This window comes from Cryobacterium sp. SO2 (assembly GCF_026151165.2).
Classification (GTDB): domain Bacteria; phylum Actinomycetota; class Actinomycetes; order Actinomycetales; family Microbacteriaceae; genus Cryobacterium.
Map to the genome: position 1 here is coordinate 3,051,811 of NZ_CP117849.1, position 20,322 is coordinate 3,072,132.

The following is a 20,322-nucleotide window of genomic DNA, read 5'->3' on the forward strand; positions in this document are numbered from 1 at the left end:
CGACAAGCTCAGTACAGCGCTCGACAAGCTCGATCAACGAAATTGTCGCGACCGAACGCTGGTCGAGCTTGTCGAGACCCGGTGACCCTCCCTGTGTTAGGGGGACCCGTCGCAGGCGTCGGGGTCGTCGGGGTTCGCGAGGGCGCGGGCGACCTCGTTGAGCGAGGTCACCTGTCCGGGCGTCAGGTGGTCGAAGACGAGCTTGCGCACCTGGGTGACGTGGCCGGGGGCCGCGGCGACGAGCTTGGCCAGGCCGGCCTCGGTGAGAGTGGCCAACACGGCCCGGCGGTCATCCGGTGCCATCTGGCGCGTCACGTACCCGGCGGCCTCCAGCCGGGTCACGATCCGCGACAGCCTCGACTGCGAGGTGTTCGCCGAGTTGGCGAGCTCGCTCATCCGCATGCAGTGGTCATCCCGCTCCGACAGCATCACGAGCACCATGTAGTCGGCCATGGCCAGGTCGGAGTCGCGCTGCAGCTGCGAGTCGAGCGCCGCGGGCAGGAGGAACAGCACCCCCGCGAGGGCCTTCCAGGCGTCCAGCTCGTCGGCTGACAGCCACCGGGGTTCGTCCATCTGCCCACTCTAGCGAGATTTACTTGACGTCGAAAGTAGTTCACGCTAGTTTATTTGACGCGGCAACTACTTCCGTCGCAATAATCTTCGTTCGGCGTCTTCAGGGGCCGGCATCAACACAGGAGTCCCCATGAACATCGCCATCTGGATCATCACCGGCCTGCTCGCCCTCGCCTTCATCGGCGCCGGCCTGATGAAGGTGGCCCAGCCGCGCGCCAAACTCGCGACCGGTGGCATGGCCTGGGTCAACGACTATTCGGATGCCGGCGTCAAGCTGGTCGGCCTGGCCGAGCTGCTCGGCGGCCTGGGCCTGATCCTGCCCGCCGTCACCGGCATCGCCCCCATCCTCGTGCCCATCGCCGCGGCCGCCCTCACCGTGATCATGATCGGCGCTGTCGTCTGGCACGTGCGCGCCGGCGACGGCGCCAAGGAGACCATGCCCAGCGTGATTCTCGGCATCCTGTCTCTCGTGGTCGCCATCACCCGCTTCGGCCCCTGGGCGTTCTAGTCTCGCGCTACATCCCCGAACCGTGAGAAGGGCCCCAAAAACGTGACGTTTTTGGGGCCCTTCTCACGGTTCGCGGGGGTGAGTCACCTGCACTCCGAGCATTCGAAGAACGTCGACGACGAGCGCGTCTGCCAGTGCGGCGCGGTCCTCTACTGGCAGCGTTGCGGCAGCCCCCAGCACCGCCCCGATCGCCCCCGTCGCCGCGATGACCGTGGACGGGCTGCTCACCTCCTCCGGATGCAGGGACGCGATTGCCGCGACGATATCCCCCCGCACTCGATCGGCGAGGGCCGGCTTGCCGGCGTGGAGAAACGACATCTGCCCGATGAGCAGTTTCGCCTCGTCGGGATGGGTCAAGTGGAGCCTGCCGGTGAGACGGATGCTGAGCGCCAGGCGTTGCAGTGGATCGGAGACATCGCTGAGCTGGGAATCGAGCCAGTCTTCGTAGCGCCGGGCAGCCTCGATGAGCGCCGTGTCGAACAGGGCGGCCTTGTTCTCGAAATGATTGAAGAACGAGCCGAAGCCGACGTCGGCGAGTTCGGTGATGGCCTTGATGCTGGCTTCCTGGGCGTGCCCGTTGGCGAGGAGTTCCTGCGCCGCGCGCACGAGCGCCGCGCGCGTTCGCTCCTTGCGGCGAGTGTTGCGCCCTTCGGTCGGCACCGTCGTCATCTTGTCCACCGTCTCACGCTACAGCGCTCAGCATCTGCGGGATTCACCGCTCCGTCACGGCGATCCCGGCGACGGTCCTGAGGGACGCGATCGGTGTGAAGCTGTCACAGGCCAGTGTCACCGTCGAGACGTCGTGCGTCCACGTTGGCCTCGTATTCGCGCAGGTCACGTCCGCAGTGCCGTCGGCGAACGACACGGTCGCCTCGAGCAGCGGGGTGGTGCGGTCGCTCGCGCTGACGGTGAGGTCGAGGGTGGTCTGGTTATACGCATCGCTCGAGACCACGGCCACCCCCGAGACCGTGTAATCGGGCCCGGATGTGCCGGAGGTGACGTCGGCGGTCACCGTGCCCGTGGTCGCCGCGATCACGGCGACCGGAACGACGCCGGCGATGATCGCCCCGAGTGCGGTAGCGATCACGGCGGCCCGGAACGCCAGCGTCGGCCTGCGCCCCCGGTTCGGGGACACCCGCCAGATCAGCGTGATGCCCGCGCAGAAGAGGAGCAGTGTGGCGGCGCCCGCGATGGATGCGTTGACGGACTCTCCCCGGATGGTGAGTTCGACCGACCACACCCAGGAGACGATGACGCCGAGGGCGACGAGCGTCCACCCGGCCGCGCGCATCCATCGTCTGCGCGCCTGGCTCTGTGTCTTTGGTTGGATTGTGTCGTGCGTCATGATGCCTCCGCGGATGCGAGTAGTCGGTCGACGCTCTCGTCGAGCTGCGCGACGGTGTGATAGTTCCCGGAGTTGACCACGGCGCTGATCCGGCTGAGGTTGTCGACGCTCGTGAGTGGATCGCTGTCGAGCAGAACGAAGTCAGCGGCCATTCCAGCGTCGACGGCCCCCATCCGGTCGGAGCGTCCGAGGAACGCAGCCGGAACCGTGGTCGTCGCCCGCAGCACGTCGAGCGGCGTGAGACCTGCGGCCGCCAGCTCCTGGAATTCGGACGGCATGTCCTGCCCGGGGTTGCCGCCAGGGCCGTCCGTGCCGGTCATGATCGGCACCCCGGCTGCGTGCATGATTCCCACAAATCGTGAGGCTGTGTCGTAGTACTGGTGGTACGCGGCACGGCGCTTCTCGGGAAGATCGAGGAAGGCTGTGCGGGTTGTCTGGAAGTTGCTGCGGACCTGCGCCGACAACATCTGCAACCACGGATGGTCTTGGTATTCGGGAGCGTCCATCCGGTACTCGGTTCGCAGCCGCGACAGCGTCGGGGTCTGCCAGGTGCCGTTTTTCGCGAAGGTGGCCGACAGCGTCTTCGCGGCCCCCTCGTCGAACGTGTCGAGCGCCCTCTGCAACACCGAAATGGACTCCGGCGCATCCGACAGCGCAGGATTGAGCAGAGTGGTCGCCGTCGCCTTCGTGACGATCTCGCTGGCGAACAGCTGCTCGGCGAACGGCACGTAGCCGAGCGCATTGGGCAGGGCGAGCGAAGTGTCGGCTATGGCGCGCAGGGCGGTGCGTTCGCTGGAGGTCTCTATCCAGATATTGGCGCTGGTGCCGAGGTGCTCGAGGTAGTCGTAGCCCGCGTCCGATGCCTCGGCGGGGGTGATCGACGGCGGAAGGTGACCACCGATCGTCATGCCCTGCTGGTGCGCCCAGCTCACCGCAGCGAAGAACACGTCGCGTTCCACCATGATGAGTTTGATGAAGTCTGCCCCGAGGGCCTTCTGCCGGCTGATCTGGTGGCGCACGCGCTCGATCGTGGGCGAGTTGAACGGCATCAGGATCGCTCCGGCCATCGCCAGGAGCCCCGGCGTGTCTGCGCCGAGCGAGAGACGGCCCTCTGCGCGACGTTTGAGCAGCGCATCCGGTCCGGCCAACTGGCGCATCCCGGTCGTTCCCTCCCTCAGCATCGACGCCATGAACAACTCGGAGCGCTCCTCCTGAAAGACGTGCGTGTGCATGTTGTTGTAGCCGGGCACCACAAAACGACCGGCCCCGTCGATCACCCGAACCCCGCTCGCGGCCGCGGTCGCCGCGGCACCGACCGAGACGATCTTTCCCCGGCGCACCAACACCGACATGTCCGGATGCGTGCTGCCGTCGCGGGGATCGATGATCGTCACGTGGTCGATCCGCAGCGGGCGGGCATCGGCACCCGTGGATTGTGCAGGGAGGTGTTGTCCCGTGAGGCTCGACACGAGGGGCCCACCCGATGCTGCAACCACACCGAGTCCCAGTGCGGTGAAGCCGATGGTTTTGAGGAGGGTCCGTCTGGATGGTCCGGCGGGCGTGTCCCCTGCCGGGTTCTGCTTCGGCGTCATGGTCAGCTCTCTATCTCGACCGGTCGTCGCCGTCGTTATTGATCGTAGTTACACTTCTGATCGTATCATCAACAACTTGGGCTACTCCCGAACCGTGAGAAGGGCCCCAAAAACGTGACGTTTTTGGGGCCCTTCTCACGGTTCGCGTGGGTGTTAGAGCACTTTGGAGAGGAAGGCCTGGGTGCGCGCATGGCGTGGGTTGGCCAGGACCTCCGACGGGAGACCCGACTCGACGACGATGCCGGCATCCATGAAGACCAGGGAGTCGGCCACCTCGCGGGCGAAGCCCATCTCGTGGGTCACCACGATCATGGTCATGCCCTCCTTGGCCAGGCCCTTCATCACGTCGAGCACCTCGCCGACGAGTTCGGGGTCGAGCGCGCTGGTGGGCTCGTCGAAGAGCATTAGCTTGGGCTCCATCGCCAGCGCGCGGGCGATGGCCACTCGCTGCTGCTGCCCGCCGGAGAGGTGCGCCGGGTAGTAGTCGGCCCGGTCGGCCAGGCCCACCCGGGCGAGCAGGTCGCGTGCGGTGCGTTCAACCTGCGCCTTGGGCAGTCCCTTCACCCGCAGCGGGGCCTCGGAGACGTTCTGCAGGGCCGTCATGTGCGGGAACAGGTTGAACCGCTGGAACACCATGCCGATGTCGCGGCGCTGCTTCGCGGCTTCCTTGGGCGCCATCTCGTAGAGCTTGCCGCTGGACTCGCGGTAGCCGATCAGTTCGCCATCGACGCTCAGCCGCCCGGCCGAGAGCACCTCGAGGTGGTTGATGCAGCGCAGGAACGTGGACTTGCCGGAGCCCGAGGGCCCGACCAGGCACATCACCTCGCCGCGCTTGACCTCGAGAGTGATTCCCTTGAGCACCTCGTGCGAGCCGAAGCTCTTGGTCACCTGTTCGGCGAGCACCATCGGCACGTCAGCGGATGCCGCGCCCCCCACGGTTGTGTTGCTCATCGGGCTCCCCCGTCGCCGGGCGTTCCCGGATTGTCGGTCTTCGGCGGCACGATCACGGTGGGCTGGCCCGCCCCCACGACGGGCACGACGCCCGTGATGGCACCGGTGCCGGCGTCGGGCTCGGTCTTGTCGGCCTGCCGGTCGCCCACCCCGCGGGAGAAGCGCTTCTCGAGGAAGTACTGGCCCACCATGAGGATCGAGGTGAAGAAGAGGTACCAGATCGACGCCACGATGAGCAGCGGGATCGGGTTGAAGGTCTCCGCGGAGATATCGCGCGATCTCGTGAACAGCTCGAGGCTGAACGGCACGGCCGTGACCAGCGAGGTGGTTTTCAGCATCGAGATCACCTCGTTGCCGGTCGGCGGGATGATCACCCGCATCGACTGAGGCAGGATGACGCGGGTCATCGTCTGCGACCAGCTCATGCCCAGCGCGATCGACGCCTCTTCCTGGCCCTTGTCCACGGCGAGCAGGCCCGCGCGCACGATCTCCGCCATGTAGGCGGCTTCGTTCAGGGCCAGGCCGATGACGGCCAGGGTGAAGGTGTTCAGCGCCGCGTTGGTGCTGAACGAGATCCACGGCGTCATGAACGGCAGGCCGATGTCGATGCTCGTGTAGATGAGCGAGATCAGACCCCAGATGGTCAGCTGCACGTACACCGGGGTGCCGCGGAAGATCCAGAGGTAGAACCAGGCGACACTCTTGACCACGGGGTTGGGCGAGAGCCGCATCACAGCGAGGATCACACCGAGGACGATCGCGATGACCATGGAGAACACGGTGAGCTCGAGGGTCACCACGGCGGCCATCGAGATGCGCCGGTCGAAGAGGTACTTGCCCACCGACGGCCAGTCGTAGGCCGGCCGGAAGGCCGCATCCACGACGAAGAACACGAAGATCGCGACGAGCACGATCGCGAACACCACCCGCCACGGGTGCCGCAGCCGGATGGCCTTGATCGGCTCGGACGTGGGCGCCTCGCGCACCGGCGGGGGCGACCCCGCCGGTGCACCGTTCACGTTCGTGGTGCTCATGGGTTAACCGTTCGCGGCTGCGTTGATCGTGATCTCGTCGATGCCGCCGTCGGCGACACCCCACTCGTCGAGGATGGCTTGGTAGCTGCCGTCGTCAACCATGGACTGCAGTGCGGCCTGTACGGCGGCGGTGAGCTCGGAGCCCTTAGCGACGACCATGCCGTACGGGGCCACGTCGAAGGTCTCACCGGCCAGCTGCAGCTTGTCGCCGGTCTGCGCGATCGCGTACAGCGTCACCGGGGAGTCCGCGCTGAGCGCGTCGGCCTGGCCGAGCACGACGGCGTTGGTCGCGGCATCCTGGGTGTCGAACTTGAGCTTCTCGATGGCGGGCTTGCCGGCGGCGACGCAGGCGTCGCTCTTGGCGGGAACCTCGTCGGTGTCCTCGTAGGTGGTGGCCTGCACAGCGACCTTGAGGCCGCAGGCGTTGTCGGGGTCGACGTCCTTCCCCTTCGCCGACGCCCACTGGATGCCCGCGGTGTAGTAGTTGACGAAGTCAACCTGCTGCTCGCGCTCCACGGTGTCGGTGAACGACGACGAGCCGATGTCGGCCTTGCCGCCGGAGACGCTCGGAATGATGTTGTCGAACTTGGCGACCTGGAACTTCGGCTCGAGGCCGAGCTTGGCGGCGATGCCGCTGGCGATCTCGACACCCCAACCGATCGGGTCGCCGGCCTCGTTCTTGAACTCGTTGGGCGCGTAGGTCGGGTCGGTGCCGATCACGAGGGTGCCGGTGTCGGCGACCTCGGCGGGGACCATGGCCGCTGCCGCGTCGTCCTTCTCGATCGTGGGGGCGCTGCTGGTGTCTGTGCCGCTGGTCGCGGGCGTCGAGTTGTCGACGCAGCCGGTGAGCATCAGCGCTGCGACGGCAGCGAGGGCGGGAAGTACGTATCTAGCGCGCATGGCACAACCTTCTTCGTAGGGTGTCGAGGGTTCGGTTCGACTGAACGGCAGTGAACGGTACGACTGCAGTGAGCCTAATACACCCCTGCGCTGGGGGAATGGGCCGGCGATATCGGTTCGGGAACAGCCCGACCGACGCCCGCCAAGGCTACCGCGTTCCGCGGCGGCGGACTCCGGCGGCCTCGTCGCCGGGGGTTAGCCGTTCGCGGCTGCGTTGATCGTGATCGCGTCGACGCCACCGTCGGTGACACCCCAGGCATCAAGGATGGCCGCGTAGCTGCCGTCATCCACCATCGACTGGAGGGCGGCCTGCACGGCGGCGGTGAGTTCGGATCCCCTGGCGACGACCATGCCGTACGGGGCCTCATCGAACGTGTCGCCGGCCGGCTGCAGCTTGTCGCCGGTCTGGGCGATCGCGTACAGCGTGACCGGGGAGTCGGCGCTGAGCGCGTCGGCCTGGCCGAGCACAACGGCGTTGGCCACGTCGGCCTGGGTGTCGAATTTGAGCTTCTCGATGGCGGGCTTGCCGGCGGCCACGCAGGCGTCGCTCTTGGCGGGAACCTCGTCGGTGTCCTCGTAAGTGGCGGTCTGCACGGCTACCTTCAGGCCGCAGGCGTCGTCGGGGTCGACGTCAGTACCCGCTGCCGACGCCCACTGGATGCCGGCGTTGTAGTAGTTGACGAAGTCGACCTGCTCCGCGCGCTCCGGGGTGTAGGTGAACGAGGATGCGCCGATGTCGGCCTTGCCGCCGCCCACGCTCGGAATGATGTTGTCGAACTTCGCGACCTGGAAGCTGGGGGTCAGGCCGAGCTTGGCGGCGACGCCACTGGCGAGTTCGATGTCCCAGCCGATCGGGTCTCCGGCCTCGTTCTTGAACTCGTTCGGCGCGTAGGTCGGTTCGGTGCCGATGATCAAGGTGCCACGATCGGCAACCTCGGCCGGGACCAGCGCGGCTGCCGCGTCGTCTCTTGTGATCGCAGCGGCGCTGCTCTCAGGCGAACCTGACGCCGCCGGAGTCGAGTTGTCGACGCATCCGGTGAGCATCAGCGCCGCAGCAGCAGCGAGGGCGGGGATTACGTATTTAGCGCGCATGGCACAACCTTTTGATGGGTCTCGAGCCCTCACGGGATCGAGTCGACTGAGCGGTCCGGGGGTGGAACGACTGGAGCGAGCCTGAACACCCCTGCGCTGGGGTGCGGCTCGGCCGAAATCGGATTCGGGATCAGTCGAAACGGAGCAGGTCAAGGTTACCCCCTCCGCACTGGCGCGTCCGGGCCAGTCCGGGGTGAGAAGCGTCCACCGCCCACGAATTGGCCTGTACGTCACGCGGGGCACCTCTGCCAGCATGGGGCCATGACCGTACCCGTGCTGCGTTATGCCGCCTTCACCGACCCTGACCTCGCCGATGCCGCCGCCGGGGGCAACCCGGCCGGCATTGTGCTCGATGCGAGCGGCCTCGACGACGCCGCGATGCAGGCCATCGCGGCGGAAGTCGGCTACGCCGAAACCGCATTCGTCACGGTGCCCACGGTCGACGGCGACCCGCGGCACAGCCGGCTGCGGTACTTCTCCCCCGTGGCCGAGGTGCCGTTCTGCGGGCACGCCACGGTCGCCACGGCCGTGGCACTCGCCGGCCGCGACGGCGCCGGCGCGCTCACCTTCGACACCAGCGTCGGCCCCATCACCATCCACACCCGGGCGACGGATGTCGGCGTCACCGCGTCGTTCACCAGTGTCGAGCCGCAGCTGCGCGCCATCGACCCCGGGGTGCTCGCCGACCTGCTCGAGCTGCTCGGCGCCACGCCCGCGTCGCTGCATCCCGGCTACCCGCCGCGGCTGGCCTTCGCCGGCAACTGGCATCCGGTGCTGGTCTTCGCAGACCCGGGCGAGTTCGACACCTTCACCTTCGACCCGGCATCGATGCGCGCCCTGATGGATGCGCAGGGCTGGGCCGGCACCGTCACCACGCTGGTCGCGCGGGGGCCGCACGAGTTCGAGGCGCGCAACCTGTTCCCCGTCGGTTCCATCAGCGAGGACCCGGCCACGGGGTCGGCCGCCGCGTCGGTGGGCGGGTACCTGCGCGAGCTCGGGCTGGTGCGACCGCCGGCACAAGTGGTCATCCGCCAGGGCCGGCATGTGGGCCGGCCGGGCCTGCTGCTGGTGGACGTGCCCGTGGCCGGCGGCATCGTGGTGACCGGCAGCGCGGTCGAGATCGGCTAACCCTCGGCCGGCGTCCGGTCTCGCGGCACGCCTTCGGTCCGGCGGCACTAGGTAGGTCCGGCGGCACGCGTTCAAACGCGGGCCGGCGCGCGCAACGAGTGCCGCGACGCTCTGGGACTGGGGCGGGTGAGGTTATTCGGCGCCGGTCGCGACCGGCCGGTCGGGCAGGTTGGACCACTGCGACCAGGAGCCGGGGTAGAGCGCCGGGGTGAACCCCGCCAGTGTGAGGGCCACGGCTTCATGCGCGGCCGTCACCCCGGACCCGCAGTAGACACCCACGTCGAAGCCGTCGTGCGAACGCACCCCGAGCGCCTCGAACCGGGCCCGCAGCTCGGCGGCCGGCAAGAACCGGCCGGCGGCGTCGAGGTTGCCGCCCGTCGGGGCGTTCAGCGCGCCCGGGATGTGGCCGGCGCGCGGGTCGATCGGTTCGGTGTCGCCCCGGTAGCGTTCCGCGGCGCGGGCGTCGAGCAGCACGCCGTCCTGTGCGAGCGCGGCCGCGGCATCCGCGTCGAGGGTGGGCAGGGCGCCGAACGTCAGGGTCACCGACCCGGCCGCAACAGGCTCCTCCCCCTCCACGACGGGCAGTCCCTCGGCCCGCCACGCGGCCAGGCCGCCGTCGAGCAGACGCACGTCCGCCACCCCGGCGTGCCGCAGCAGCCACCAGGCGCGTGCAGCCGACATATTGCCCAGGTCGTCGTAGACGACGACAGTGTCGCCGTCGTTCACGCCCCAGCCGCGGGCCGCGTTCTGCAGGTCGGCGAGGGCGGGCAACGGATGCCTGCCGTCGGCCGGTTCGCCGTGCCCGGCCAGCTCGGTGTCGAGGTCGACGTACACGGCGCCGGGCAGGTGCCCGCGGCGGAATTCGCCCCGGCCGGGAGGGCCGCCGAGCTTCCAGCGCACGTCGAGGATGCGCGGGGCCGGGCCGACAACGAGGAGCGCGGCCAGATCGGCCGCCGAAATCAGTGTGTGCACCCGTTCACGTTAGCGGGCGGCAGGGAGGCCGCGCTGTGCGCCGACGGCCGCCCCGGTCGTAGACTGGAGGGTTGTGAGCAGCTACTGGACCCTTCTGAAAACCCCGGGCGTTGCCCGACTCATCGGAGCCCAGCTCACCGCCCGATTCCCGTTCGGCATGCTCTCGCTCGCGTTCCTCATCCACATCGAGGGCATCTTCGACTCGTATGGTGCGGCGGGCCTGGTGCTCGGCGCCATGAGCATCGGACAGGCCATCGCCGGGCCGCTGACCTCCCGGCTGATGGGCCGCCTCGGCATGCGCCCGGTACTCATTGCCACGATGGTGGTCTGCACCACAGCGATCGTGATGATGGCCCTGCTGCCGCTGCCCATCCTGGGCCTGATGATCGTCGGTTTCATCGCCGGCCTGTCGATGCCGCCCATCCAGCCGGCCGTGCGCACCATCTACCCCAAGGTCGTCAACTCCCGCCAGCTGACGCCGCTGTTCTCCCTGGATGCCTCCGCGCAGGAGATCATCTGGGTGCTCGGCCCGGTCATCGCCACCTTCGTGGCCATCCAGGTCAGCACCACCGCGGGCATCCTGCTCGCCGCGTTCTTCCTCGTCGCCGGCGGCGTCTGGTTCGTGGCACTGCCCGAGGTCGGCCGGGTGCGCATCCCCCGCAGCCGCCGCAAACTGGGCGTGGTGCTCAAGAAGCCCGAGGTGCTGCTGAGCACCGTCGTGGGCTTCATGCTCGTCGCCGCCTGCTCCGCCGTCGAGGCCGGGGTGGTGGCCGTGTTCGGCCACGGCAGCTCCAACGCCGGCTGGGTGCTGGGCATCTTCGCCGTCGGCTCGCTCATCGGCGGCCTCGCCCTCGGGCACCTGCCGATCGGCCCGTGGGCGCTGGCCAGCCGGATGCTCATCGTCACGATCGGCCTGGCCGTTGCCGCCATCTGGCTCAACTTCTGGTGGCTCTCCGGAGCGCTGCTCCTGGCCGGCATCGGCATCGCACCGTCGTTCGCGGTGCTGTTCGGCATCGTGTCGGCCAGCGTCAAGTTCAGCGACACCGCCGAGGCCTACGGCTGGATCGGCACCGGCCAGCTCATCGGCGCCGCCCTCGGCTCGGCGCTGGCCGGCTTCGCGATCGATCACTCCGGCGCCGCGTCAGCGATCTACGTGGCCGCCGGGTTCGCGGCCCTCGGCACGATCATCCCCGCGCTCGGTCGCCGTTGGCACCCCGACCTGCGCGGACGCGACGTGAGCCCGATTCCCGACACCGAGCCCATCAGCATCCAGGTGTCTTAACTCTTCCGCGAGCCGTGAGTTGAGCCCCGAAAACCTCGGGTTTTCGGGGCTTTCCTCACGGCTCGCGAGAGGGCGCCTCAGGTCGCGAGGGCGAATCCGCCGTCGCTGGTGAGCACCTGGCCCACCAGCCAGCGGGCATCCGGCGTGCACAGCCAGCCGATCAGGCGGGCAGGGTCACGGGGGTCGCCGAACCGGCCGAACGGGATGGTGCGCAGGTACTCGAGCATGCCGGCCAGCGGTCGGTCGGTGGTCTCCGGGGTGAGGTAGCCGGTGTCCACCGGGCCGGGATTGACGGTGTTGAGGATGATGCCGTGGGTGAGCAGTTCACTGGCCACCGTGGCTGTCAGACCGGCCAGAACCGCCTTGCTGGCCGCGTACGCGACCTCCCCCGGCATACGCCCGTGCATTTGCCCGGAGGTGAGCCAGACCACCCGGCCGGTGGCGAACTCGTCGATGGCCGCGGGCAGGTCGGCGCGCTCGCCCGGCCGCCGCGGCGGGGTCGGTCCGGCGTCCTCTGCGTCGCGCCTGGCCGCGTCGCCGAACTGCTCGGCGAAGGCGCGGGTGAGCAGCAGTGTCGAGCGGGCGTTGACCTGCCAGTGCGCGTCGAGCATGTCGGCGGTGAGGTCGAAGATGGAGCCGTCGCCGCCGCTGCGGGCGTGGTTGGCCACGAGGATGTCGACCCGACCGGTGAGCCCGGTCGCCGCGCCCATCACCACGGCCGCGGCATCCGGCGTGGCCAGGTCGGCGCTCAGGTCGCCGAACACGGCACCCTCGGTCAGCGCCGAGCGGATGCCAGCCCGCACCGCGTCGAGGTCGTCGCCGCCCCAGGGTTGTTCCGCGTCGTGCGGGGCGAAGTGTTGCACGAACACGTTGGCGCCCAGCTCGGCGAGCCGGCACGCCACCGCGTAGCCGATGCCCTTGCGCCGGGATACCCCGGTCACCAGTGCCGTCTTGCCGTGCAGGGCGGGCCCGGCGGCCGGCGCCGGTGGAACAGACGGCTCGGGTGGGGCGGCGCTCATCGGGGCTCCTCGCAGGAGGTGGGGCTCGGGTTCTTCGTCGTCCGTACGCTCTCGAGACTAGGCCCGAACACCCCCGCGAACCGTGAGTTGAGCCCCGAAAATCCCCCATTTTCGGGGCTCTGCTCACGGCTCGCGAGGCCTGTGGATTGTTTCCCCGGGGATGGCGGCCGGTTTGGCATCATGTGCGCATGCCACGACGCGTCTCCCTTCCTCCAGAGCTCATGGCCGAACCTTTCGCGGTGGCGTTCGGCCGGAGCCTCGGCCTCACCCGCCGCCGGCTGCAGGGACCCGACCTCAGTGCGCCCTTCCGCGGCGTGCGGGCGGCCGGCCCGCCGCCCATCACGGCGCTCGAGCGCAGCCGCAGCTACGCCGAGCGGATGGCGCCCACGCACCTGATCAGCCACCACACGGCCGCCCTCCTGCACGGGCTGCCCCTGCCGGGCTGGCTGGCCGCCGACCCGCGCATCCACGTCACCGTTCCCGCCGGCACCCGGGCACCCCAGATGAACGGCGTCGTCGGCCACGAGCTGCGGCATGAGCTGCTGCACGCCGAGTTCGTCGACGGCATCCCGGTCACCTCACCGCTACAGACCTGGATCGACCTCGGCACCGTCCTGCCGCTTGGTGCCCTTGTGGCAGTCGCCGATCACCTCTGCGGCGGCGAGCGGCCCAACTTCGTGCCGGACGACCTGCGCCGGGCCCTGCTTCCCCTCGCCGGTCGCCGCGGGGTGAAGCGCCTCCGTGAGGCCGCCTCGCTGGCCCGCGCCCGCGTGGAGTCCCCCAAGGAGACCCAGACCCGGCTGCTCCTGGTCGACGCCGGCCTGCCCGAGCCGATCGTCAACTATGTGATCACCGACGCCGAGGGCGCCTTCCTCGCCCGCGTCGACCTCGCCTGGCTGCAGCACCGCGCCTGCGTCGAGTACGAGGGAGACGGCCACCGCACCGACCGCGCCCAGTTCCGCACAGACATCACCCGCCGTGAACGGCTGGAGGATCACGGCTGGCGGGTCATCCGGGTCTCAGACGACGACCTCCAGAACGGCGGCGAGGAATTCCTCCGCCGGGTCAGGGCGACCCTCCAAGCCCGCGAGCGGTGAGCAAAACCCCAAAAACCCCCGATTTTCGGGGCCCAACTCACGGCTCGCGGAAGGGTTTAATGGGAGGCATGGACCTCGCGCTGCAACTCAACGACGGACACACGATCCCTCAGCTCGGGTTCGGGGTCTACAAGATCCCGGATGCCCTGGCCGCCGGCGCCGTGCAGATCGCGTTGGAAGCCGGCTATCGGCACATCGACACCGCGGCCCTGTACGACAACGAGCGCGGCGTCGGCGAGGGCCTGGCCCGGGCCGCCCTCCCCCGCGACGAGGTCTTCGTCACCACAAAGGTCTGGGACGACCGGCACGGCTACGACCAGACCCTGCGCGCCTTCGACGAGAGCCTGGCCAAGCTCGGCCTGGACTACGTCGACCTGTACCTGATCCACTGGCCCGCCCCGCGGCAGAACCTCTACATCGACACCTACCGGGCCTTGGAGACGCTGCACGCCGGCGGCCGCGCCCGGTCGATCGGGGTGTGCAACTTCCACACCCACCACCTCGACCGGCTGCTGGCCGAGACCGACATCGTGCCCGCGGTCAACCAGGTGGAGCTGCACCCGTGGTTGCAGCAGACCGAGGTGCGCGCCTACAACGCCGCCCACGGCATCCTCACCGAGGCCTGGTCGCCGTTGGCCCGCGGCCGGGCGATCGGCAACCCCGTGCTCGAGACCATCGGCGCGCAATACGGCAAATCCGCGGCACAGGTGGTGCTGCGCTGGCACCTGCAGCTGGGCAACGTCGTGATCCCCAAGTCGGCGACCCCGTCGCGCATCCGCGAGAACCTGGACGTTTTCGACTTCACCCTGACCGACGCCGACATCGCGGCGATCACGGCCCTCGACGCCGGCGAACGCACCGGCATGGACCCGGACGACCACAGCTGACGCCCCGAACCGTGAGAAGAGCCCCAACCCGGCGCTCGGGTTGTGGCGCAGCTCACGGCTCGCGAGTGGTGACTACCAGCGTTCGTGGATGGACTCGCGCAGGAGGCGGTCGTAGATGGACTGAACGCCTTCCATGAATTCGAGCGGCAGCGCGGGCAGGGCGCCGGCGGATGCGTTGCCCTGCGCCTGCGACACCGACCGGGCGCCGGGGATGACCGAGCTGACCCCGTCGATCTGCGCCACCCAGGCCAGCGCGGCCTGCGCGGGCGTGAGGCCCTCCGGCACCAACGCGGCGAACTCGGCCGCGGCGATCAGACCGGTCTCGTAGTCCACGCCGGAGAAGGTCTCCCCCACGTCGAAGGCGCTGCCGTCACGGTTGTAGTTGCGGTGGTCGTTCGCGGCGAAGGTGGTCTCGCGGGTGTACTTGCCGGTGAGCAGGCCGCTGGCCAGCGGCACCCGGGCGATGATGCCCACGCCGGCGGCACGCGCGGCCGGCACGACAGCGTCGAGCGGCTTGAGCCGGAACGCGTTGAGGATGATCTGCACGGTGGCGATTCCGGGCCGGGCGATGGCCGTCAGCGCCTGCTCGCAGGTCTCCACGCTCACGCCGTAGTTGGCGATCACACCGTCGTCGACGAGGGTGTCGAGGGCGTCGTAGACCTCACCGGAGTCGATGACCGCGCTGGGCGGGCAGTGCAGCTGCACGAGGTCGAGGGTCTCGGTGCCCAGGTTCCGGCGGGACCGCTCGGTCCACGCGCGGAAGTTCGCCAGCACGTAGTTCTCCGGCAGCTGGTCGACGCGGCGGCCCATCTTGGTGGCCACGGTGATGTCCACCCCCGGTGCGTCATGCTCGAGGAAATGCCCGATGATCTGCTCGCTGCGTCCGTCGCCGTAGACGTCCGCGGTGTCGAAGAAGGTGACGCCGGCGTCAACGGATGCGGCGAGCACGGCGGTGGCGTCGGCCTCGGTGACGTCGCCCCAGTCGGCGCCCAGCTGCCAGGTGCCCAGTCCGATGACGGAGACGGTGCGGCCGGTCCTGCCCAGTGTTCTCTTATCCATGCGCCCAGCCTAGCCACGAGGTCGTTCGGCGGCGGGAGGACAGCCGGTCACGCAGCGAACACGCAGCCGCGCTCAGATCACCGGCACTGCCCGGCCACGGCGACCTGCTCGTCGCTTGGACGGCCGTACGCCTCGACCCCTGAGCCGGCATCGAAGCCCTGGCTCATCGACCAGGCCGTGGCCCAGGTCTCCTGGTCTTGCTCGAAAGTGGCGCCGGAGAACAACGGCCAGCAGGTCTCCCGGTACACCTGCGCGTGGCCGACTTCGTGGGCGACGAGCGCGTGCGCCTCCGGGCCGTCGTACCAGACCTCTTCGATCGTGTAGTTCAGGCTGATGATCGACCAGCCGCCGTCGGTGTCGTAGGTCTCCGCGGTGCCGGACAACCAGTCGTGCCCGAGACCGGACACTTCTTCCGCCCAGACGAACTCGAGGGCGACTCCGTTGCTGAGGGACCGCGCGTAATCCTCGATCTCGCTGCGCACGGCCAACGCCGGGTCGGCGCGCCTGGCCTCGTTCAGGGCCTGCGAGGCGCGCACCTGCTCTTCGGCACCCATCAGGGCGGCGAGGAAGACCCCGTCCCTGGCGTTGACCATGGTGGGTTCACGGGCCTGTTCGGCCAGGCGGAGCAGCGCGACCTGCAGGGACCGGTTGGAGAGCGCGTCGGTCGAGATGGTCTGCTCCGCACGGGTCGCCGCCGCGGTGAAGTATGCCGCCTCGGCGTCGTCGAGGGAATCCCTCGTCGCCGTGACATCCGTCGCCGCCGTGAGCAACCGGTCCTCGGATCGACGGGAGTCGCGGGTGAGGCCTTCGAGTCGTTCGGCGTCAGCGATGGTCGCCCACGGGGGTCGGTACCCGGCGCCTGTGGTGAGGTCGTCGTCCGCGGCAGGTTCTGCGTCGGACTGTTCTTCTGCGATCCGGTCGGCCGCGGCCAGCGCCTCACGAAGGGCACCGGCCTCGGCGAGGGTGTCCCCGGCGAAGGCGGCGCTGTCGACCACGGAGTGAACCTGTCCGGCCAGCCAGACCGTGTTGCGCAGCCGTGCGTCGTGGGCGTTGAAGGCGTCGGTCTGCTCGTCGAGCTGCGTCGTGAGGGCAGATTCCGCTGCGATCTGACGGTTCTCGCCGGCGACGCTCCAGCCCCAGAATCCGGCGGAGAGCAGAGCGACCACAGCCAGCAGGATGCCCGCCCGGGCCAGGCGGCGACGGCCGGGTCGGCGCGGTGCCGGGGCGTCGGCCGCCGGGGCGACCAAGCCGGGGACCGGTGCGGTCACGGCGTCAGTGACGTCATCGGTCACATCGTCGGTCACGGCACCCCCAGGCTCACGTCGATGTCATCGTAGCGTGGCACGGCATCCCGGTCGGGCCGGCGCCGGAGCGCTCAGCCCAGCGCTCTCGGCGCTCTCCTCGCGCGCGCACCTGGCGCCGTCGGTGCGGGCTCTGCTGCGCCGTCGATCACCCGCACCAGCACCCGGGCGATGCGGCTGCGCACGATGTGGTCGTTGGCCTCCACCCGGTGCGTGGTGACGTGCCGCATCCGCTCGACCACACGCAGACTGCCCGGCGCCACGAAGGCGTCGAGCGCCCCGTAGATCAGGTCGACGGGGACGCGCAGGCCGGCGATGTCGCTCACCATGGTCTGCGATTCGATGCAGTGCTCGAGCGACTTCACGAACGGCGTCCAGCTCTGCGCGGTGAGCTCCAGGATGCCCTTGGGCAGCAGCCGGCCGAGCACGGCGGCATTGGCGAGGGTGAAGTCCTTGTTCGAGCGAAGGAACTCGTAGGCGCGCAGGTAGGCGGTGACCCTGGCGCGCACCCACGGGTCGCCGATGTCGGTGGGCGAGAGGTAGATCGGCGGCCCCACGAGCAGCAGCCGGGAGACCCGCATGCCCGGTCGGGCATACCGCTGATGCGTCGCCGCGAACCGGGTCGCGATCAGGCTGCCCAGGGAATGCCCCACCAGAACGAACGGCTCCGTGAGCCTGAGATCCCGGATGGTGGCGGCGAGCGCGGCAACGTGGTCGTCGAGGGTGTACTCGCAGTCCGGCGGCGCCGGGGAGGACCCGTGCCCGAGGATGTCGACGGCGATCACCCGGTGCCTCGGCGCCAGCAGCGGGACGACCTTGTGGAAGGTGACCGCGGTGGAGGCAATGCCGTGCACCAGGATCACGACGGGTCCGGTGCCGGTGCCGGTGCCGGTGTCGGTGTGGATGTGCAGCCGCGGGGTGCGGCGCCGGCGGAGTGCCTCCGCCAGCGCCGCCCGGATCCCGCTCTGCCCGGCCGCGGGCTCCGGTCCCGGACGCATGGATCCCTGCTGTGCCGGTGTTATTTGCGCAGGTCTTCCTTGTAGTCGTTCTTGGCCTTGGTGGCGTCGCGCTCGGCCTCGGCGTGCTTGACGTCAGCCTCGGCCTTCTTCACCTCGGCGTCGGCCTTGGCCTCGTCGACCTTGTCTGAGACGCGTTCCTTGGTGTCCTCTGCGGCTCGCTGGATCTTCTGACCGGTAGCGGCTAAGGCGTCTTTTGCGTCATCTGCGAATCCCATGGTTCCTCCTAGAACGAGTGCGACGTAGTTTTTCGGACTGCGGCGCCGTGGAATCCGACGCCACTTCGAGCGTACGGCCCGGCTCAGCGCCGAGACTCGATTGTGATCCGACTCCCAGAATGCACCCAGATTGGGGGTGCCGGCCGACCATACAGTTGGCCCATGAACCACAGCGCCGAGACACCAGGTGCGGCGGCGGAGCGCCGAGGCCGCACCATCCGCCGTCGGGCGAGCCGGGCCGGCGCGGCCGCGACACTCGCACTCATCGGCATGCTGCTGGCCGGCTGCACGGCCGCATCCGAGAGCAGCACCGACTCCGGCTCGTCCTCCAGCGTCTCCAGGGACGCCGGCACCATGCCCGGCGACCTCGTCGTGCCGGGTCAAGCCGCGGGAGAGGCGGCAGACGCCGCTGCCGGAGACGCCGCCACCGCCGACCGTTCGGTGATCACGACCGGCTCGGTCTCCGTCACCGTCGCCGACCCTATCCGGGCGGCGGAGAACGCGGCCACCATCGTCGAGGAGGCCGGTGGACGTGTCGACAGCCGCACCGAGACGCCGGAGACCGAGAACCAGGCCGCGAGCGCGAACCTGTCGCTGCGCATCCCCGCCGGTGACCTCGACCGCACCCTCGACGAACTCCGGGCGCTGGGCACCGTCAACTACGTGTCGTTGAACGCGTCGGATGTCACCCAGCAGAGCCAGGACCTCGACGCCAGGATCACCGCACTGACCACCTCCGTCGATCGCCTGCTCACCCTCATGTCGCAGGCCACCAGCACCACCGACCTGATCGCGATCGAGGGTGAACTCTCCACGCGGCAGGGCGAGCTGGAGAGCATGCGGTCCCAGCGCGACTACCTCACCGACCAGATCGAGTACTCCACGATCGGCCTCGACCTGTACTCCACCGGCACCGTCGCACCCGGCGCCCCCGACGACTTCTGGACCGGCATCGCGGCCGGCTGGAACACCCTGGTGACCGCGCTCGGCGCGCTCCTGGTCGGCATCGGCTTCGCCCTCCCGTGGCTGGTCATCGTGGCTCTGGCCGGCGGGATCGTGCTTCTCATCGTGCGCCTGGCTGCACGGAAGGGAAAGGCTACGTAGGCTTGCAGGTGTGACCGAATCCTTCCGCTCCGCGGTGCCCTCTCCCGCCGCCCCGGCGGCTGTGCTCGACGACGAGCTGCTCGGGCGCATCCGGTCGCGTGCTGCCGGCCACGACGCCGCCAACAGCTTCCCGTTCGACGACGTCGCCGAACTCGCCGAGGCCGGCTACCTGCGCGCTCTGGTGCCCGTGCGCTTTGGCGGGCTGGGCCTCACCCTGCCGCAGCTGGCCGTCGAGCAGGCCCGGCTCGCCGCTCACGCCCCGGCCACGGCCCTCGCGGTGAACATGCACCTGGTCTGGACCGGCGTCGCCAAGGCCATGCACGACCGGAGCGACCACGCCCTCGACTTCGTCCTCACCGAGGCCGCCCAGGGCGCGATCTTCGGGTTCGGCGTCAGCGAGCCCGGCAACGACCTGGTGCTGTTCGGGTCGGGCACGGATGCCGTGCCGCAGCCGGACGGCGGCTACACCTTCACCGGCACCAAGGTCTTCACCTCGCTGTCCCCGGTCTGGACCCAGCTGGGCACCATGGGGCTGGACGGCTCCGATCCGGCCCGGCCGCTGATCGTGTGGGCGTTCCTCGACCGCGCCGACCCGGGCATCAGCCGCAGGGACGACTGGGACACCCTCGGCATGCGCGGCAGCCAGAGTCAGACCACCCTGCTCGACGGCGCCCACGCCCCCGCCGACCGGGTCGTGCGCCGGCTGCCGCCCGGTCCGGTCAACGACCCGCTGATCTTCGGAATCTTCGCGACCTTCGAGATCCTGCTGTCGGCCGTGTACACCGGCCTCGCGCAGCGGGCGCTGGAGCTCGGCGTCGCGGCCGCGAAACGCCGCCGGTCGGCGAAGAACGACGGCCGTGCGCTCGCGCAGGACCCGGACATCCGCCGCCGGATCGCCGAGGCGGCGATGCTGCTCGACGCGCTCTGGCCGCAGATCGAGACGCTCGCCCGCGATGTGGACGCGGTCACCGACCACGGCCCGTTTTGGTTCGCGAAACTCGCCGGCCTCAAGCACCGCAGCGTGGAGAGCGCCAAGCAGGTCGTCGACCTGATGCTGCGGGTGAACGGCGGGGCCAGCTATTTTGCCGGAGACGAACTCGGCCGGCTGTACCGGGACGTGCTGGCCGGGCTGTTCCACCCCTCCAACGCCGATTCCGCCCATGCCACCGTGGCCGCAGCCTGGCTCGGCCCCCTCGATGACTGAGCGCACGCGCCCGATCCCCTCCCGCCTCACCGATCCCCGA

Annotated in this window: 21 protein-coding genes; 7 read left to right on the top strand and 14 right to left on the bottom strand. The window is 69.5% G+C overall.

Translation table 11 applies throughout. The features are described from left to right. Positions 1-96: 96 nt before the first annotated feature. Positions 97-573: a MarR family transcriptional regulator gene (locus BJQ94_RS14305; RefSeq protein ID WP_265401175.1), complete on the bottom strand. Its 477-nt coding sequence runs from the start codon at positions 571-573 to the stop codon at positions 97-99. 130 nt (positions 574-703) lie between these two features. Between BJQ94_RS14305 and BJQ94_RS14310 the strand changes: the two genes are divergently transcribed. After that, positions 704-1,081, top strand: a complete 378-nt coding sequence (locus BJQ94_RS14310) for a DoxX family protein (protein ID WP_265401176.1) — start codon at positions 704-706, stop codon at positions 1,079-1,081. Between the two features lie 63 nt (positions 1,082-1,144). Here BJQ94_RS14310 and BJQ94_RS14315 read toward each other — a convergent pair whose 3' ends face one another. The 7 genes from BJQ94_RS14315 to BJQ94_RS14345 all read right to left on the bottom strand — a co-directional run bounded on the left by BJQ94_RS14315 (position 1,145) and on the right by BJQ94_RS14345 (position 7,995). Next, positions 1,145-1,750: a TetR/AcrR family transcriptional regulator gene (locus BJQ94_RS14315; RefSeq protein WP_265401351.1), complete on the bottom strand. Its 606-nt coding sequence runs from the start codon at positions 1,748-1,750 to the stop codon at positions 1,145-1,147. Positions 1,751-1,793: 43 nt separating this feature from the next. Then, positions 1,794-2,426 (bottom strand): hypothetical protein, encoded by a 633-nt coding sequence (locus BJQ94_RS14320; RefSeq protein WP_265401177.1) that lies wholly within the window; start codon positions 2,424-2,426, stop codon positions 1,794-1,796. Beyond that, positions 2,423-3,820 (bottom strand): amidohydrolase family protein, encoded by a 1,398-nt coding sequence (locus tag BJQ94_RS14325; RefSeq protein WP_265401178.1) that lies wholly within the window; start codon positions 3,818-3,820, stop codon positions 2,423-2,425. Before BJQ94_RS14325 ends, BJQ94_RS14320 begins: the two co-directional genes overlap by 4 nt. Positions 3,821-4,171: 351 nt before the next feature. Continuing rightward, on the bottom strand, positions 4,172-4,924 hold the full coding sequence (locus tag BJQ94_RS14330; protein WP_265401352.1) for an amino acid ABC transporter ATP-binding protein: 753 nt from the start codon (positions 4,922-4,924) through the stop codon (positions 4,172-4,174). 41 nt (positions 4,925-4,965) lie between these two features. Further along, positions 4,966-6,003 carry an amino acid ABC transporter permease gene (locus BJQ94_RS14335; RefSeq protein WP_275875504.1) on the bottom strand — a complete coding sequence of 346 codons (1,038 nt, stop codon included), beginning with the start codon at positions 6,001-6,003 and terminating at the stop codon, positions 4,966-4,968. A 3-nt stretch (positions 6,004-6,006) separates the two neighbouring features. After that, positions 6,007-6,903 carry an ABC transporter substrate-binding protein gene (locus tag BJQ94_RS14340; RefSeq protein WP_265401179.1) on the bottom strand — a complete coding sequence of 299 codons (897 nt, stop codon included), beginning with the start codon at positions 6,901-6,903 and terminating at the stop codon, positions 6,007-6,009. Positions 6,904-7,098: 195 nt separating this feature from the next. Further along, positions 7,099-7,995, bottom strand: a complete 897-nt coding sequence (locus BJQ94_RS14345; RefSeq protein WP_265401180.1) for an ABC transporter substrate-binding protein — start codon at positions 7,993-7,995, stop codon at positions 7,099-7,101. 261 nt (positions 7,996-8,256) lie between these two features. Here BJQ94_RS14345 and BJQ94_RS14350 point away from each other — a divergent pair, with 261 nt between their 5' ends. Continuing rightward, positions 8,257-9,123 carry a PhzF family phenazine biosynthesis protein gene (locus tag BJQ94_RS14350; RefSeq protein WP_265401181.1) on the top strand — a complete coding sequence of 289 codons (867 nt, stop codon included), beginning with the start codon at positions 8,257-8,259 and terminating at the stop codon, positions 9,121-9,123. A 132-nt stretch (positions 9,124-9,255) separates the two neighbouring features. Here the strand turns inward: BJQ94_RS14350 and BJQ94_RS14355 are convergent, their stop codons facing one another. Beyond that, positions 9,256-10,086: a sulfurtransferase gene (locus tag BJQ94_RS14355; RefSeq protein WP_265401354.1), complete on the bottom strand. Its 831-nt coding sequence runs from the start codon at positions 10,084-10,086 to the stop codon at positions 9,256-9,258. Positions 10,087-10,168: 82 nt separating this feature from the next. Here BJQ94_RS14355 and BJQ94_RS14360 point away from each other — a divergent pair, with 82 nt between their 5' ends. After that, complete coding sequence (locus BJQ94_RS14360; RefSeq protein WP_265401182.1) at positions 10,169-11,377, top strand: MFS transporter; 1,209 nt, start codon at positions 10,169-10,171, stop codon at positions 11,375-11,377. A 77-nt stretch (positions 11,378-11,454) separates the two neighbouring features. Here BJQ94_RS14360 and BJQ94_RS14365 read toward each other — a convergent pair whose 3' ends face one another. Beyond that, positions 11,455-12,396: an SDR family oxidoreductase gene (locus BJQ94_RS14365; RefSeq protein WP_265401183.1), complete on the bottom strand. Its 942-nt coding sequence runs from the start codon at positions 12,394-12,396 to the stop codon at positions 11,455-11,457. Positions 12,397-12,584: 188 nt separating this feature from the next. On the opposite strand from BJQ94_RS14365, the gene BJQ94_RS14370 reads away from it, so the two are divergent. Together BJQ94_RS14370 and BJQ94_RS14375 are read left to right on the top strand one after the other, a co-directional pair. Next, positions 12,585-13,493 (top strand): DUF559 domain-containing protein, encoded by a 909-nt coding sequence (locus BJQ94_RS14370; protein ID WP_265401184.1) that lies wholly within the window; start codon positions 12,585-12,587, stop codon positions 13,491-13,493. Between the two features lie 68 nt (positions 13,494-13,561). Further along, positions 13,562-14,380: an aldo/keto reductase gene (locus BJQ94_RS14375; RefSeq protein ID WP_265401185.1), complete on the top strand. Its 819-nt coding sequence runs from the start codon at positions 13,562-13,564 to the stop codon at positions 14,378-14,380. A 72-nt stretch (positions 14,381-14,452) separates the two neighbouring features. Here the strand turns inward: BJQ94_RS14375 and BJQ94_RS14380 are convergent, their stop codons facing one another. The 4 genes from BJQ94_RS14380 to BJQ94_RS14395 form a co-directional block, all read right to left on the bottom strand. Then, the gene (locus BJQ94_RS14380) at positions 14,453-15,439 is read right to left on the bottom strand and encodes an aldo/keto reductase (RefSeq protein ID WP_265401186.1); all 987 of its coding nucleotides are present in this window, start codon (positions 15,437-15,439) and stop codon (positions 14,453-14,455) included. Positions 15,440-15,516: 77 nt separating this feature from the next. Continuing rightward, the gene (locus BJQ94_RS14385; protein ID WP_265401187.1) at positions 15,517-16,743 is read right to left on the bottom strand and encodes a hypothetical protein; all 1,227 of its coding nucleotides are present in this window, start codon (positions 16,741-16,743) and stop codon (positions 15,517-15,519) included. Positions 16,744-16,814: 71 nt separating this feature from the next. Then, positions 16,815-17,738: an alpha/beta hydrolase gene (locus BJQ94_RS14390; RefSeq protein ID WP_265401188.1), complete on the bottom strand. Its 924-nt coding sequence runs from the start codon at positions 17,736-17,738 to the stop codon at positions 16,815-16,817. Positions 17,739-17,758: 20 nt separating this feature from the next. After that, a complete protein-coding gene (locus BJQ94_RS14395) occupies positions 17,759-17,974 on the bottom strand; it encodes a hypothetical protein (protein WP_265401189.1) in 216 nt (71 codons plus the stop codon). 162 nt (positions 17,975-18,136) lie between these two features. On the opposite strand from BJQ94_RS14395, the gene BJQ94_RS14400 reads away from it, so the two are divergent. Beyond that, the gene (locus BJQ94_RS14400; RefSeq protein WP_265401190.1) at positions 18,137-19,078 is read left to right on the top strand and encodes a DUF4349 domain-containing protein; all 942 of its coding nucleotides are present in this window, start codon (positions 18,137-18,139) and stop codon (positions 19,076-19,078) included. Between the two features lie 10 nt (positions 19,079-19,088). Then, entirely contained in the window at positions 19,089-20,282 is a 1,194-nt protein-coding gene (locus BJQ94_RS14405; RefSeq protein WP_265401191.1) for an acyl-CoA dehydrogenase family protein, read from the top strand. Positions 20,283-20,322: the final 40 nt, after the last annotated feature.

Coding starts and splice junctions, on each gene's coding strand:
- BJQ94_RS14365 (WP_265401183.1), bottom strand. CDS start 12,396: ATGAGCGCCGCCCCACCCGAGCCGTCTGTTCCACCGGCGCCGGCCGCC.
- BJQ94_RS14330 (WP_265401352.1), bottom strand. CDS start 4,924: ATGGTGCTCGCCGAACAGGTGACCAAGAGCTTCGGCTCGCACGAGGTG.
- BJQ94_RS14400 (WP_265401190.1), top strand. CDS start 18,137: ATGAACCACAGCGCCGAGACACCAGGTGCGGCGGCGGAGCGCCGAGGC.
- BJQ94_RS14370 (WP_265401184.1), top strand. CDS start 12,585: ATGCCACGACGCGTCTCCCTTCCTCCAGAGCTCATGGCCGAACCTTTC.
- BJQ94_RS14310 (WP_265401176.1), top strand. CDS start 704: ATGAACATCGCCATCTGGATCATCACCGGCCTGCTCGCCCTCGCCTTC.
- BJQ94_RS14340 (WP_265401179.1), bottom strand. CDS start 6,903: ATGCGCGCTAGATACGTACTTCCCGCCCTCGCTGCCGTCGCAGCGCTG.
- BJQ94_RS14380 (WP_265401186.1), bottom strand. CDS start 15,439: ATGGATAAGAGAACACTGGGCAGGACCGGCCGCACCGTCTCCGTCATC.
- BJQ94_RS14350 (WP_265401181.1), top strand. CDS start 8,257: ATGACCGTACCCGTGCTGCGTTATGCCGCCTTCACCGACCCTGACCTC.
- BJQ94_RS14320 (WP_265401177.1), bottom strand. CDS start 2,426: ATGACGCACGACACAATCCAACCAAAGACACAGAGCCAGGCGCGCAGA.
- BJQ94_RS14305 (WP_265401175.1), bottom strand. CDS start 573: ATGGACGAACCCCGGTGGCTGTCAGCCGACGAGCTGGACGCCTGGAAG.
- BJQ94_RS14345 (WP_265401180.1), bottom strand. CDS start 7,995: ATGCGCGCTAAATACGTAATCCCCGCCCTCGCTGCTGCTGCGGCGCTG.
- BJQ94_RS14335 (WP_275875504.1), bottom strand. CDS start 6,003: ATGAGCACCACGAACGTGAACGGTGCACCGGCGGGGTCGCCCCCGCCG.
- BJQ94_RS14315 (WP_265401351.1), bottom strand. CDS start 1,750: ATGACGACGGTGCCGACCGAAGGGCGCAACACTCGCCGCAAGGAGCGA.
- BJQ94_RS14375 (WP_265401185.1), top strand. CDS start 13,562: ATGGACCTCGCGCTGCAACTCAACGACGGACACACGATCCCTCAGCTC.
- BJQ94_RS14395 (WP_265401189.1), bottom strand. CDS start 17,974: ATGGGATTCGCAGATGACGCAAAAGACGCCTTAGCCGCTACCGGTCAG.
- BJQ94_RS14390 (WP_265401188.1), bottom strand. CDS start 17,738: ATGCGTCCGGGACCGGAGCCCGCGGCCGGGCAGAGCGGGATCCGGGCG.